Source organism: Ferruginibacter yonginensis (assembly GCF_042651465.1).
GTDB classification, from domain to species: Bacteria; Bacteroidota; Bacteroidia; order Chitinophagales; family Chitinophagaceae; genus Ferruginibacter; species Ferruginibacter yonginensis.
Genome location: NZ_JBHSCZ010000002.1, coordinates 1030955 through 1046465 on the forward strand (window position 1 = coordinate 1030955; position 15511 = coordinate 1046465).

Below are 15511 nucleotides of genomic sequence, written 5' to 3' on the forward strand. Positions count from 1 at the left end.
AACTATTTTTAACGGTTTGCTATTTTACCAAAGTATATGTTTTGTTAGGGCCTGTCCAGTTAAAAATATCGACCCTAAAATCGGTACATATATCATCAAACCAAGGTATGGGAATACAGAGCCCTGCCGTAAAATAGATTTGACCAGAGAGGGCTGTAATTTTTAAATCGGCTTTTAAATCTGCCTCTCTACTAGCAATAGCGGTAATGGGTAGGTCAACCTCAATTACTTTAACATTGGCTACAATTTTTGCATAAGCAATGGCAGCATCCACACCACCTTCGCCTTTTAAAGTAAGATCGAGATGTGGTGTAACAGTGGTGGCCATGCTTACTTTACCATCTGTTAAAGTATCCATAGTGGCTATTCGGGTAAAGCTAGCATTGCCACTCACATCAACTTTAATACGGCATGGTACAGGACCAATAAAAAAGCGTTCATCAAAAATATTATATTCAACTGAAGCGGCTTCCGTGCTGTTAGATGCTTTGTTATACGTTTTATTTTTTTTGCCATCATAAATAGAATAGTTGAGCTCATACCCAGCGTAATTATTCATTTCATTGCTTCTGTACCCTGGTATTCTTATAGATGGGCGACCCTCAGTGTATTTGTTGGTATATTTTGAAGTAAAGTTGGCAGCAACAAACGATTTTCTTTCATACTTTGGTTGTGCATCATCTAACAAATACCAAAAGTTGTAGTATTGTGCCCCTATTTCAACTTGGCCATTTACTTCGCTGTTTTCAGATACAACTAACGTGGCATCATCTCTATCTGTTTTATATGTTGCACTTATGTTGGATGATTTGTAGTACATGCCAAATAAGCCTGTTGGGTCAGTAAAGGCATCATCAAACTGAGCTTTTACTTCTTTTTGTTGTGCTATAAAAATGGGGGCATCAATTTTATTTTGAAGTATAGCAGTATTGTAGGTACTGTAACTCAATAATTCACCTTTGTTATTGTAAAACTTTATATAAACGTAAAAGTTTTTAGGCTTAACTTCGGCAATGCCCAATTTTGATAAATCGTTTAAAGTAACTGAAAAATAATATAATGTGTGAAATGATGGGGGAGCATCGCCACTTACGATCATATTTTCAGACCCGTACTTGGTGCGTATTGGGTTTTTGAAATTGAAATTACCAGTAGCTAAAGGCACTTCATTATCGTTGGGCAACCTATTAGGGTTTGCTGAAATTTCAACTATAGTGTTGGTAATGTTTAGTGATTTTATTTTAACTGCATCCATACTAATGGTTATATCAATAGGGCATTGCTTTACACATTTACTATTATCAACAAAACTAGTGGTGCTAATATTGCCTTGAAATTCACCAGAAGTATTACTGATACGGCCAAAATAAACACCTACATCGCTATTAATGATGTTAGCCAACATGCCTGTAACATTGGGTATTGTATTGTGTTTGGTAGTAATAATAGGTATTTTGTTAAACACTTTACCAGCACCGGTATTTAACATGGCAGTAGTTAATTTTTTGGGTACTACGGGTGGCACTTTTAAAAGCGCATTAGGGTTAACCAGTTTATAACTAAGTGCCGCAAATGCATTTTTTTTACGGAGTGTACGGCCCCTTGCATTTAACTCGGCTTCCATTTCATTTACTTGTTGTAAAATTTGAGCACCTGTAGCTACTTTTTGCTTTCCATCAGGCGCTACCCATTTGTACACACTATCTAGTTTAAACCCTTTTTTTGCAGCATCGGGAGTTATTACAAATGGTACAAATTTTATGGGTGTTGTTGCAAAGCCTTTTCTAGCATCAAAAATATTTTTGCCCGTTTTTTGAACATACTCAAAGGTGGGTGTTGCACATGGATTTTTATTGGGTTGTGTGGATGTTGTTTTATCAGCATCGAAACCCTCATCATTTATTAACTTAGTTATTTGAGTATAGGGCGTACCATCACTACTATAATCGAGTGCAAGCATACCTGTATTAATATCAACAGTGGCATTGGTTACACCTTCTTGTGCTTTTAAAACTCGTTCAACTATTTGTTTGCCTTGTATACAATTGATGTTTGTTTTAATGTTGGTTACGTTACTTGGGGTTTCAACAATAGGCGTTTTTAAATGAATGTATTGATACGTGTTGGTGAGTACACCGTTTTGTTTTGTAATAGTACGTGTCGTAATAAGTCCATTTTCATTTTTGGTAAAGGTAATTGTGGGGTCATTTGCATTGGTTGATGTACCTAAAAATGCAGGTGCTTCATACCCTCCAAAAAACACTGTGGGCTCATTTTCTGGCGCTGGTACAGGGTTTTGTTTTACTGTAATTATTGTGGTTATAGTTTTAGCGGCTGCATCAGTATTGCTTACTGCGTAATCACCATTATCAGTATAATAACTGAGTGTACTATTGCTAGTAGTGGTATATGAGTTAGGTAGTTGCTCCACAATAGTTATTTTGCCACTACTATACCTATATGTGTAGGTAGTTTTATCGCCATTGTTTAACAGCTTTTGTAATTGGGTAAGTTGCCCATTGTTGTTGTATGATAGGGTAACTTTGGCGCTGGCATTTTCTCGGTTCCAATTTACAACGTAGGCAGTGGGTTTGCCTTTGGTATTAAATTGAAAATTATTGGTGGTTGTGGTTAAAACACCAGAAGCTGAATAATATTTTACTGTTTGTATGTTGCCTGTTTTATCATAAGTGTATTCGTACAAAAATTTTTGTCCGTTAGGGAATGTTCTTACTTTACTACTAACCCTCCAAATATTACTGTTAGTTTGTGCACTAACTATGTTTGTTATTGCCAACAAATACAATGATGACAGAACGATTTTAAACAAATTTTTCATAACAGAATATTAATGCTATTTATATTGTTGTAAATATAGGATGGTGTTAATGTGAGGCTATTTTGTATCGATGAAGTTGATTTTTATTTCGACCAATGCTTTTATGCTAACCATTTACCACTTTGAATAACCATTATTTGTTTACCTCGTTACCTACATTATTATTAGCTGAAAAATGAACTAATAGCTGAAAGGCTGCCGGATAGAAGTGAAAATAGGGGCAACGCAGGCGCCCCATTGCAACGAATAGCCGGAACCACTGTTGCCATGTATTTATATGTTGACTGCCCCATATTTTTTATTATTTTAGTAGAAAAATACCATGCAATCAACCGCAACAACCGTTACTGCTTATATTGACAGCCTTGCTTATGACAGAAAATATGCCATTGAACAACTGAGAAAAGTTATTAAAAAAAACATACCGAAGGGCTTTGAAGAGGTAATGAGTTATGGTATGATTGGCTATGTGGTACCTCATAAACTGTACCCTGCAGGTTACCATTGTACACCTGAATTGCCATTGCCTTTTATGAATATAGCTTCACAAAAAAACTTTATTGCGGTGTACCACATGATGGTGTATGCTGATAAAAATTTGCATGATTGGTTTGCCGCTGAATATGCTAAAAGGGTTAAGGGAAAATTAGATATGGGCAAAAGTTGTATACGCTTTAAAAAAGTAGACCAAATACCTTTTGATTTAATTGGTGAATTGGCTAGTAAAGTAACAGTACAACAATGGATAGATCAGTATGAAAGTGCATTTAAACCTAAAAAGTAGCTATTTGTTGCAGAGATATATTTACTTATTAGTACAACCCTTATCTTTGCCGAAATTTTACAACAATCATTAAACAATAACATTTAACATGTCAGTTTTAGTAAATAAAAACTCTAAAGTAATTGTACAGGGTTTTACCGGTACAGAGGGTAGTTTTCATGCTACACAAATGATTGAATATGGTACGAATGTAGTAGGTGGTGTTACGCCCAACAAAGGCGGCACTTTGCATTTAGATAAGCCAGTATTTAATACAGTAGCTGATGCAGTTAAAACTACCGGTGCTGATGTAAGTATCATTTTTGTACCACCTGCTTTTGCGGCTGATGCTATCATGGAAGCAGTAGATGCTGGTATTGCTTTGGTAGTTTGTATTACAGAAGGTATTCCGGTGAGCGACATGGTAAGGGTAAAAAATTATTTACAAGGTAGCAGTAGCCGTTTAATTGGTCCTAACTGTCCAGGTGTTATTACAGCTGATGAATGTAAAGTAGGTATTATGCCAGGCTTTATTTTTAAGAAAGGCCGTATTGGTATTGTATCAAAAAGTGGAACATTAACATACGAAGCTGCTGACCAAATTGCGAAAGCCGGTTTAGGTATATCGACTGCAATTGGTATTGGTGGCGACCCAATTATTGGTACAACTACTAAGCAAGCAGTTGAGTTGTTTATGAATGATGATGAAACGGATGCCATTGTAATGATTGGTGAAATTGGTGGTGGTATGGAGGCAGAAGCTGCAGAGTATATTAAAAGCACTGGTAATAAAAAACCAGTAGTGGGCTTTATTGCAGGACAAACAGCGCCTCCGGGCCGTAGAATGGGCCATGCTGGTGCTATTGTTGGTGGTGAAGATGATACCGCTGCTGCAAAAATGAAAATTATGGCTGCATGTGGTATACATGTAGTGGCTAGCCCGGCTGATATTGGTAAAACAATGGCTTCTGTTATAAAATAAAATGAACGATTTTTAAGATAAAAAAAGAGCAAGTTGAAAAACTTGCTCTTTTTATTATTACGGTCTGTACTCAATTATATATTTAGATAAGGCATCTCTACTGCTGCTGAAAGAAAACACATCGTTAATGATAAAATAATTTTCTCTATCAGTTGCACGACCATATAAAAATTTTGCTAACTCCAGTTTGGTACTTTCAAAGTTAAAAAGGCCTATTAACTGTTTAATTTGATCAGTACTAAAGTAGTTGTTAATGGCTGCTTGTTTAATGATGTTGAGCCTGCTGTCATCAAAACGTTCTTTATTTACTGAACTTTTTAAAGCCTCAAACCCTACTAATCCCATTGGGTTATTATAAGTTTGGTTTGGGTAGTTATTTGGATAATTATTTGGATAATTATTGTAACCACCAAAACCAATTGGCGCTTCATCAATAAACACTTTACCAAACCTATTAATGGTAATATCAGTATGATAGTTATTTCGTAAAAAGACATTACTTTGGTAAATGATGGTGCTATTATTGCTACCATAACCGTAGCCCCTGTTTTTTGTTTTGTAAATTTTAATTTGATGTTGACCAGGCTGAATGTTGTTCAGTACAAAATCATCATCGTTATTAAAGTTGTAATTGTAGCCATCTATGGTAATGCGTAGGTTCGTGTTTGAAAACGAAGAAACGCTTAAAATGGTTTGTGGTGGCCTAGCAAAACTGCTTAAAGCAACCAACGAAGAAATGAGTAGTGTAAAAAATTGTTTCATTTGGTTAAATTTAAAAAGTGATGAATCGTATTTATACCATGTATTTCAAATGATATGCCGATTAAAAATTACAATACAAAATAAAAAGTTAAAGAAAAATAATGCAGGGCTTTTATGTAAAAAAACTTAACAGCACATCTACCTAAAACACATAATTTACAACACATTTAATGAGCAGTAACATGAAACAAATCACTCTTTTAGCCATAATATTATCCGTAAATTTTATACAGTTGAAAGCACAAATTAAAAACGAGTACAACACACAGTGGAGTAAAATAAAGGCTTTTGAAGAAAAAGGTTTAGTGAAAGATGGTTTGCAAGAAGTATTAAAAATTTATAGCGATGCTGTAAAAACAAAAAACGAACCGCAACAAATGAAAGCATTGATGTACCAAATGCGTTTTCAACAAACCTTGGTTGATGATAGCGAAACTAAAAACTACCAACTTATTGATTCGCTTATAAAAAAAGCTACAGCACCTACAAAAAATATTTTGCAAAGTATGCAAGCACAAATGTTGTTATCGTACTTACAAAATAATCGGTATAATTTATACAATCGTACCACTGAGGGTACAGCTGCACAAACCAATACTGATTTTAAAACATGGAGTATACAACAGCTTCGTAATAAAATTATTGATTTATACAAAGCATCATTACAACAAAAAACATTGTTGCAAAATACGCCATACACAAGCTACAATGCCATTATGGAGAAGGGTAAAAATACAGAGCACTTACGACCTACTTTGTATGATGTGTTGGCACACCAAGCGTTAGGTTTTTTTATGAGTACCGAAAATGATGTTACTGAAGCAACCAGTCAATTTATTATAAATGATACGGCTGTCTTTGCACCCATACCAGCATTGGTACAACATCGTTTTACAACAAAAGATACGTCTGCTTTGTATTACAATGCTTTAATACTAATGCAAGATTTGATCAAGTTTCATGTAAAAGATGCACAAGCTGATGCTTTGTTAGATGTATACCTTAAATATATATCGTTTGTAAACGAGCATGCTGTCATCAATAACAAACAAACATTGTATGAAGCAGCGTTACAAAATATTGAAAACAATTATAGCAACAGCGCCGTTAGTGCACAAGCTACTTTTTTACGAGCAAGTATATACGAACAATTAGGTAATGAGTACAAGGCTTATACCAACACCACCCATCAATTCGCCTTGGTTACTGCTAGGGCTATTGCAGAAAAGGGATATAAAAACTTTCCGAAAAGTGAAGGAGGTATTAATTGTAAAAATTTAATAGCTCAAATTGATCAACCAAATATATCATTTCAAATAGAGGAAGTAAATGTACCCAACCAAGCTTTTAGGGCATTGCTTACTTTTAAAAACGTAACTACTATTTACTGTAAAATTATAAAAACCAATAAAGAACAAGTAAGCCTATTTCGTGGAGAAGATGAACAAATGAAATGGCAGAAGTTAGTAAACTTGCCAGCTCTAAAAAGTTGGACTGTTACTATACCGGCTCAAAATGATTATCAAATGCATGGTGCAGAAATTAAGGTAGATGGCTTACCAGCAGGTGTGTATTATTTAGTTACTAGTTTAAAGCCTGATTTTTCATTGAGTGATAATATTCTAAACAGTGCTGTTACCAATGTGAGTAGCATCAGTTATTTTAGTAATAATAACAATGAATTATATGTACTCAATAGAACTACTGGCGCACCTATTGAAAAGGCAACGGTTCAAATATATAATAGTATATACGATAGTAAAACATCAACATATCAGTTACAAAAAAATAAAAGTTACATAACTGATAAGAATGGATATGTAAAATTAGCTGTCGATAAAAATTATAATAATCAAAGAATTGAAATTAATTACAACAACGAACAATTGTTTACTGATGATTATTTTTACTTAAGCCAATACAATAGTTACAATAAAGTAGTTGCCCAAAAGAGCAGTTTTTTATTTACTGATAGGGCTATTTACAGACCAGGACAAACCCTATTCTTTAAAGGTATTATGATAGGTACCGATACTTTAGGTAAAAATGCACAAGTATTGCCCAATCAAAAAACAACAGTAGTATTGTATGATAATAACCAACAAAAAGTAGCTCGTTTAAACCTCATCACCAATAATTATGGCTCATATAATGGTAGTTTCAGCATACCGCAGGGGTTATTAAATGGTCAATTTTATTTGCAAGATTCATTAACTAAAAAGCAACAATATTTTAGTGTAGAAGAATATAAACGTCCAAAATTTGCTACTACAATTGCTGCATCTAAAGGAATCTTTAAATTAAATGACCGCATAAAAGTTACAGGTAATGCAAAGGCTTTTGCAGGTAATAATATTGATGGTGCTAAAGTGAGTTATAGGGTATTGCGAACAGTAGATTACCCCATTTGGTGGTTTTATAAAAGTAGATTACCCATTTATAATGTAAAAGAGGTAGAAGTAACCAACGGTATTACCACAACTGACATTAATGGCAATTTTGATATTGTTTTTACGGCTTTGCCCGATGAAACAATCGATAAAAAATCACAGCCAACTTTTCAATTTAAAATTGTGGCAGATGTTACTGATATCAATGGTGAAACAAGAACAGGCACACAAACCATCAATGCTTCATACCAAAATATATTTTTAAATATTGATGCAGCTGATAAAGTATTGAAAGATAGTGTACATCAAATAAGAATAACAAGTAATAATATTAATAACGATTTTGTAAAAACGCCTATTCAGGTAAAAGTAATAGCTTTAAAAGCACCTAATAAATTTTTTAGAGAAAGGTATTGGGAAGTGCCAGATGTATTTCTGATGGACAAAACAACCTATTATACTAATTTCCCTGATGATTTATATGCAAACGAAAACGATCCTGCAACTTGGGAGCAGGGTGATGTTGTTTATCAAAAAAATGATACTACTTCGGCAATGGGTAAATGGCAATGGTCATCATCTTTACAACTTGGTTGGTACAAATTTGTAGTAACTACTTTAAGTACTGATGGTACAACGATTACAGCAGAACGTTTTGTAGAAATTATGAATGCCGCTAGTATATTGAATGATGAAGCGATTAAAATAACTACAGCAAAAAAGATGGTACAACCCGGAGAAGCATTGCCCTACACCATTTCTACAGCATTTGATAAAGTTTGGTTAGTACAAAATATTAGTACTGTAAATGAACAATATAAAATTACGTATCCAACTTTTTCAAACCAGCAACCGTTGAATAACACTATACAAATTAGTGAGGCTGATAGAGGAGGCGTTCAATTACAATATGCTGCTGTGTACCATAATCGGTTTTATACTGGCTCAACACTAATTGATGTGCCTTGGACTAATAAACAATTAGACATTACTTACACCACTTTTAGAGATAAAGTACTGCCGGGTAGCAATGAAAAATGGACGATTAACATAAAAGGTAAGCATGCTGATAAAGTTGCTGCCGAAGCATTGATTAGTATGTACGACGCCTCATTAGATGCCATTAAACCACATAGTTGGAATGATTTGAATGAGCTTTGGTCAACAAAATTCAATACGTCATTTTATACCGCAAACACTTTTGAGAAAGTAACATCTTTAGTAAACGATTTAAAGAAAGGCGGTTTTATTGAAGAGGTAGTTAAAATATATACTACTATAATCGATAACAGCTTGATCAATATGCGTTCAAAAATTATGATACGTGGCGTTTCAACATTCGCTTCTACAAAGTCTAAAATAGTTGTTGTAGATAAAAGTATTGAAATGGATTCAGTGCAATTCAATTTTAAAACCAATGATAATGCAATTGTTTCGCAGAGTAATAATAATAACAATATCAAGGATCCTGTTAAAGAAGTTCAGGTTAGAAAAAACTTCAACGAAACAGCTTTCTTTTTTCCTGAGTTACAAACAGATAGTGTAGGCGATATTCATTTCTCGTTTACGATGCCTGAGGCTTTAACCCAATGGAAAACGATGGTACTAGCCCACACAAAAGAGGCTGCTAGTGGTATGGCTGCGGCTACAACTATTACACAAAAACCAATAATGGTACAACCGACTGTACCTCGTTTTTTACGTGAAGGCGATTCTTTTGAAATGGCTGCTAAGGTAGTAAACACAGCTACTACAGAAATTACAGGTACAGCTACATTAACATTAATAGACGCTATCACTAATCAACCAGTTGATGGTTGGTTTAAAAACGTATTTCCGCAACAGTACTTTACGGTTCCAGCACAGCAGAGTGTTGCTATAAAATTTCCGGTTACTATTCCTAGTAACTTTAATAGTTCTCTAGTGTATCGTATTACGGTAACATCTAACGATAAAATGTTTACCGATGGTGAAGAGGCGGCAATACCTATTTTAAGTAATAGAATTTTAGTTACAGAAACATTGCCCATTAATTTAAAAAATGAAACAGCGAAATCGTTTCAATTTTTAAAATTATTGAATAGTGAACAAAGTAACACTTTAACACAAAAAGGTATTACAGTAGAGTTTACGAACAACCCTGCTTGGTATGCTGTACAAGCATTACCTTATTTAATGGAGTACCCATACGAGTGTGCTGAACAAACATTCAATAGGTATTTTGCCAATGCGGTAGCATCACAAATTGTTAGTGCTACTCCAAAAATAAAATCAATTTTTAATGAGTGGGCAAATGATAGTACTAATAATAACGCCAATGCGTTTTTAAGTAACCTACAAAAAAATGAAAATTTAAAAGCTGTTTTATTAGAGGAAACACCTTGGGTTTTAAATGCACAAAATGAACAACAACAAAAAAAGCAGATAGGGTTATTATTTAATTTGTTGAAGTTAGATGCTGAGAAAATAGCCATGTTTAATAAGCTGAAAGAAATGCAGTTGGGCGATGGTGGTTTTGCTTGGTTTAAAGGTGGACAGTCAGATGTTTATATTACACAATACATTGTTGAAAGTTTTGGGCATTTACAAAAGCTACAAGCTATTTCAAAAGCAGATATGGCAACGCTGCAACCTATGTTGTTAAAAGTAATTGCTTTTACTGATGAGCAAATAAAAAAACAGTACGATAATTTGATAAAGTATAAAGCGAATTTGACTGGTAATAATCTGTCTACCAATGTTGTTCATTATTTGTATATGCGTAGCTTCTTTAAAGAGGTTGACATCGCTTCAAAAAATAAAAAAGCGGTTGCATATTATACACAGCAAGCTAATAAGTATTGGTTGCCACAAACTAAATATTTACAAGCAATGATTGCTTTAACAGCAGAGAGAAATGGCGATTCAAAAACAGCGAAGGCAATCATAAAAGCATTACAACAATCAGCCATTGTAAATGATGAAATGGGGATGTATTGGAAAGATATGAGCAAAGCTGGCTACTATTGGCACCAAGCACCTATTGAGGCACAAGCTTTATTAATTGAAGCTTTTTCAGAAATTGATGGAAACATTGCTACTGTTGATGCATTAAAAACATGGCTCCTTAAACAAAAGCAAACCCAACAATGGGCTAGTACTAAGGCCACTGCTGCAGCATGTTATGCATTGTTGTTAAATGGTAGTAATTGGTTAGATGATAATAAGGAAGTAACTATCAATTTGGGTAATACTGTTATAAAAAGTACTGATCAACCTAAAGAAGCTGGTACAGGTTATTTTAAAAAACTCATACCTGCCGATAAAGTTACAACTCAAATGGGCAATATTGCCGTTAGGTTAACAGGTGATACAAAAAATACAACTTCTTATGGCGCTGTTTATTGGCAATATTTTGAGGATGCTGATAAAGTAACAACTTCAGCAACTGCTTTACGTTTAAATAAGCAATTGTATCTACAACGTAATACATTTAAAGGGCCGGTATTAACACCTATTAGCGAAGGCGATGAATTAAAAATTGGCGATAAAGTAGTAGTAAAAATTACTCTGAAAACAGATAGAGATTTGGAGTATGTGCATATGAAAGATTTACGTGCTGCTTGTATGGAACCCCTAAACACGTTGAGCAGTTACAAATGGCAAGGAGGTTTGGGGTATTATGAAACTACTAAAGATGCTAGTACGAACTTCTTTTTTAGTAATATACCTAAGGGTATGTATGTGTTTGAGTATAGTTTATTTGTAACTGCAGCTGGTAATTTTAGTAATGGCATTACAACCATTCAATGTATGTATGCACCTGAGTTTACAAGTAATAGCGAAGGTGTAAGGGTTACTGCGGTACCATAAAAATTTTAAAAAAGATTTTTATAAGGAGTGTGATGAACACTCCTTTTTTTGTATTTTAAATTAATTTTAAATACAAAAATTATATTGATGAGCCAGCATGATGCAGTGTACAACATACCATTACGTTATCGTAAAATAGAAAATCTACACATAGTTTTTTGGTTGTTTAAAGATGTTGCATGGTGTATGGTTTGGAAACCCTTGGGCATTTTAATGATTATACCTACTATGTTTATTGCTATTTTAATTGCATGGCGTACAAGGCAATTTGTGAGTGAATTATTTCATAACCTGGCCATTGCATTTTGGATCACCGCCAATAGTTATTGGATGATTAGCGAATTTTTACATTTTGATACAATGGTTGTAATAGGCGCTATCACCTATAAACATATTGCTTTATTACCTTTTGCAGTGGGCATTTTATTATTGACGTATTATTATATTTTTTATAAAGAACAACAATTATCAAAGTAGTAGATGTTGTTTAAAAATCACTAATAAACCCCATCAACATAAATTCAACATCATCTATATCGTGTATATTTTTAATGTCATCTTCTAACGATTTTTTTATGCGCTTTAAATCTTTTAATTCTTTGTTGACATTGTCATGAGGTGTTGTTACTTTTTTTCGTTTTGATGTATGTGTTGCTTTCCGCCATGCTTGTCCAAAAATATGTTCATCTACATCATTTTTAAGTTGTAATAATTTGTGGCGAAGTACTTTATTAAATGCTTTTAATTTATCGATAGAAAAAAAGCTTTGTGTATCCACTACTGCATTTAATACGTTTGCTTGTTGTTGTAATTGCAACATGGCTAATAAATCTTCAGCATCTCTTGCAGCGGTGAGTTGTTGCATTAAAGCCTCTTTCTGCTTCTTTTTTGCAACATCTTGCTCCATATCTGGATGAAGCATTTTTGCTAAAGTTTTATAAAGATCTTTAATAGTGGTATTAGGTGCCGCTGTGGTTTCTTTTATAATGTCATAATAAGCCGTGTTATCATGTATGGTTTCATTTTCAACTGTTTCGTTTTCATTGTTGGCATATTGGGTACTGTTATGCTGTTGCTTTTGTTTGTTTTTTTCTTTAACCTTTTGTTGTTTGGTACTTAATAATTGTGCTTGTTGTGTAACAAATTCATTGTATAAATTTCTTGCAGCTTCACTATAGTTTACCGTATCGCTCAACATAGCAATAGCAAACACAATAAAATTTTCATGAATGGCTTTTGGTATTTTTCTTTGCTGTGTAATTATATTTTGAGCATGTTGCACCAATTTTACTTTTGATTGTGCTATGGCTACCAATTGGGGTACAATTTTTTGTCGTACCAAAGTATCTAACTGTGCTTTTTCAAAAGCAATACGTTTAGCCTCTTGCTCATATTCATAAATACTTTCAATGTAGTGGTTAAACTTTTTTATTTCTTTTTCAAGTAACGTATCTTTTTTGTTGTGTGTTTGGGTAATTACAATAATGGGTAGGTTATTAGGCTGGTTAACTTCAGTATTAAGCGGTGTATTATTGTTATTCATTTGTTGAGTATGGAGCCTAATAAGGATACGTTTGTAAAGCAATTTATACCCAAATGTAAATCTTTTTTTACTTACCATTCATCATACATACTTTACCATTCGTGAATAACAAAGTACCAATTATCGCAATCATTTAGGCAAATAATATTACACACATATACCTTTGATGTATCAAAATAAACCAGTGCCTAGCACTACTAACAAAATGAGCCATTTACTTGCTGCATTACTTTTTAACTACCGTCAAAACGTAAAACCACCTTCCGGCAGCTACTGTTAATTTCTACTGAATATCTTTTTGTATTTACAGTTTTATTGTAACATTAAAAGTAATAATATTGGTTATTGTTATACCCTTACGATATATCTGTACTACCAAATGCATATACATTTCAATCACAATTAAATAAAATCAAACAATGGATTATCAACTGTTTTTTGCCCATTATTGGTGGGTATTCGTAATTATTTTATTGGTACTTTTTTACAAGTTTGTACTCAGGGTTTTCTTCGGTATGGTCATTGTACCCGAAAACCGTATTGGTTTAGTTACCAAAAAATTTGTACTCTTCGGTGCTAACAAAGAATTGCCTGATGGCCGTATTATTGCTACAAAGGGTGAAGCTGGTTTTCAAGCAAAAGCACTAGCACCAGGCCTTTACTGGGGCATGTGGCCTTGGCAGTATGGCGTTGATATGCAATCGTTCACTGTAATACCTGAAGGTAAAATTGGTTTGGTATTATCTAACGATGGAGCAGAAATACCTACAGGTGCTATATTAGCTCGTAAAGTAGATAGCGATAACTTTCAAGATGCTGAAAAGTTTTTGGTTAATGGTGGTCAAAAAGGTCGTCAAACCGCCTACATCACAGCAGGTACCTATCGTATCAATACATTCGCATTTACCATTACTATTGCTGATATGGTAATCATTCATGAAAACATGGTAGGTATTGTAACAACGCTTGATGGTCACCCTATTGAAAGTGGACAAATTGCTGGTAAGTACATTGATGGTCATAATAACTTTCAGGATTTTGATACCTTCTTAAAAAATGATGGTAACAGAGGTTTGCAACCAACCATTGTATTGGCTGGTAGTTACAACATTAACCCTTGGGCTATTCAAATAGAAGAAGTGCCGATGACAGATGTACCTATTGGCCATGTAGGTGTTGTTATTAGTTATATTGGTGAAGATGGTAAAGACCTTACTGGCGATAGTTTTAAACATGGTAATATTGTAAGTAAAGGACAACGTGGTGTGTGGATGGAAGCTTTCGGACCAGGTAAATACCCCATTAATAAATACACTATGAAGGTTGAATTGGTGCCTACTACCAACCTTGTACTTAATTGGGCAAATGCTCGTAGCGAAAGTCATCAACTCGATAAAAACTTAAGCACTATTACCGTACGTTCAAGAGATGGTTTCCCGTTTAATTTAGATGTAAGCCAAATCATTCACATACCTGCTAACGAAGCACCTAAAGTAATTGCACGTTTTGGTAGTATGAATAATTTAGTGAGTCAAGTTTTAGAACCAACCATTGGTAACTATTTTAGAAACTCTGCACAAGACAGTGATGTAATCTCTTTCTTAAGTACTCGTAAAGAACGCCAAAGCAGTGCTAAAGAGCATATACGTGAAGTTTTAGAAGAGTATAATGTAAATGCGGTGGATACTTTAATTGGTGATATTGTTCCCCCAGAGGCATTGATGAAAACCTTGACAGATAGAAAAATTGCAGAGGAAGAACAAAAAACGTATCAAACCCAAAAAATGGCGCAAGAGCAACGTCAAGGTATGGAAAAAGAAACGGCTATTGCTGATATGCAAAAAGAAATTGTAAAAGCACAACAAAGTGTTGAAATTGCGCAACGTACAGCTGATGCTACTGTAAAAAAAGCAGAAGGCGATGCTAATAGTTTAAAGCTACAAGTAGATGCGGAAGCTACAGCTACTAAAATGAGGGCGAATGCCGAAGCAGAGGCTACCAAAGCAAGAGCAGGTGCACAAGCAGAAGCGACCAAATTAAATGCAAGTGCCGATGCTGAAAAAATTAGTAAAACAGGTTTAGCAGAAGCTGAAAAAATTATGGCAATTGGTAAATCAACGGCTGAAGCGTATGAGCTACAAGTAAAAGCTATGGGTGGCGATAACTTTACTCGTTTTAAAGTAACAGAAGAAATAGGTAAAGGCAATATTAAAGTGATGCCAGATATTTTAATTGGCGGTAGCAACGGAACCGATGGTGGCATAAACGGTTTATTAGGTATGAAGTTGATGGAGTTGATGGATGTAAAAAAAGATACAAAATTAGATAACCCATTAACGTAACAACCAATACAAAAAAACTACATTAGCATTTTAAAAAT

The 15511-nt window shown here is 34.2% G+C and carries 8 protein-coding genes; 5 read left to right on the top strand and 3 right to left on the bottom strand.

Annotated elements, in window-relative coordinates; genetic code table 11:
* Window positions 1–19: 19 nt before the first annotated feature.
* The gene (locus ACFOWM_RS11635; RefSeq protein ID WP_379710240.1) at window positions 20–2839 is read right to left on the bottom strand and encodes a heavy-metal-associated domain-containing protein; all 2820 of its coding nucleotides are present in this window, start codon (window positions 2837–2839) and stop codon (window positions 20–22) included.
* 322 nt (window positions 2840–3161) lie between these two features.
* Between ACFOWM_RS11635 and ACFOWM_RS11640 the strand changes: the two genes are divergently transcribed.
* Together ACFOWM_RS11640 and sucD are read left to right on the top strand one after the other, a co-directional pair.
* Window positions 3162–3623, top strand: a complete 462-nt coding sequence (locus ACFOWM_RS11640) for a DUF1801 domain-containing protein (protein WP_379710243.1) — start codon at window positions 3162–3164, stop codon at window positions 3621–3623.
* An 88-nt stretch (window positions 3624–3711) separates the two neighbouring features.
* Window positions 3712–4584, top strand: coding sequence for a succinate--CoA ligase subunit alpha (gene sucD / locus ACFOWM_RS11645; RefSeq protein ID WP_379710245.1), 873 nt, complete (start codon window positions 3712–3714; stop codon window positions 4582–4584).
* A 57-nt stretch (window positions 4585–4641) separates the two neighbouring features.
* Here sucD and ACFOWM_RS11650 read toward each other — a convergent pair whose 3' ends face one another.
* Complete coding sequence (locus ACFOWM_RS11650; RefSeq protein WP_379710247.1) at window positions 4642–5346, bottom strand: DUF4476 domain-containing protein; 705 nt, start codon at window positions 5344–5346, stop codon at window positions 4642–4644.
* 182 nt (window positions 5347–5528) lie between these two features.
* Here ACFOWM_RS11650 and ACFOWM_RS11655 point away from each other — a divergent pair, with 182 nt between their 5' ends.
* Window positions 5529–11588, top strand: coding sequence for an alpha-2-macroglobulin family protein (locus tag ACFOWM_RS11655; protein WP_379710250.1), 6060 nt, complete (start codon window positions 5529–5531; stop codon window positions 11586–11588).
* An 87-nt stretch (window positions 11589–11675) separates the two neighbouring features.
* Complete coding sequence (locus tag ACFOWM_RS11660) at window positions 11676–12065, top strand: hypothetical protein (RefSeq protein WP_379710252.1); 390 nt, start codon at window positions 11676–11678, stop codon at window positions 12063–12065.
* Window positions 12066–12075: 10 nt separating this feature from the next.
* On the opposite strand, the gene ACFOWM_RS11665 is transcribed toward ACFOWM_RS11660, so the two are convergent.
* Window positions 12076–13131, bottom strand: a complete 1056-nt coding sequence (locus ACFOWM_RS11665) for a hypothetical protein (RefSeq protein ID WP_379710254.1) — start codon at window positions 13129–13131, stop codon at window positions 12076–12078.
* Between the two features lie 419 nt (window positions 13132–13550).
* On the opposite strand from ACFOWM_RS11665, the gene ACFOWM_RS11670 reads away from it, so the two are divergent.
* Window positions 13551–15473, top strand: a complete 1923-nt coding sequence (locus ACFOWM_RS11670; protein WP_379710256.1) for an SPFH domain-containing protein — start codon at window positions 13551–13553, stop codon at window positions 15471–15473.
* The last annotated feature ends 38 nt before the right edge of the window (window positions 15474–15511 follow it).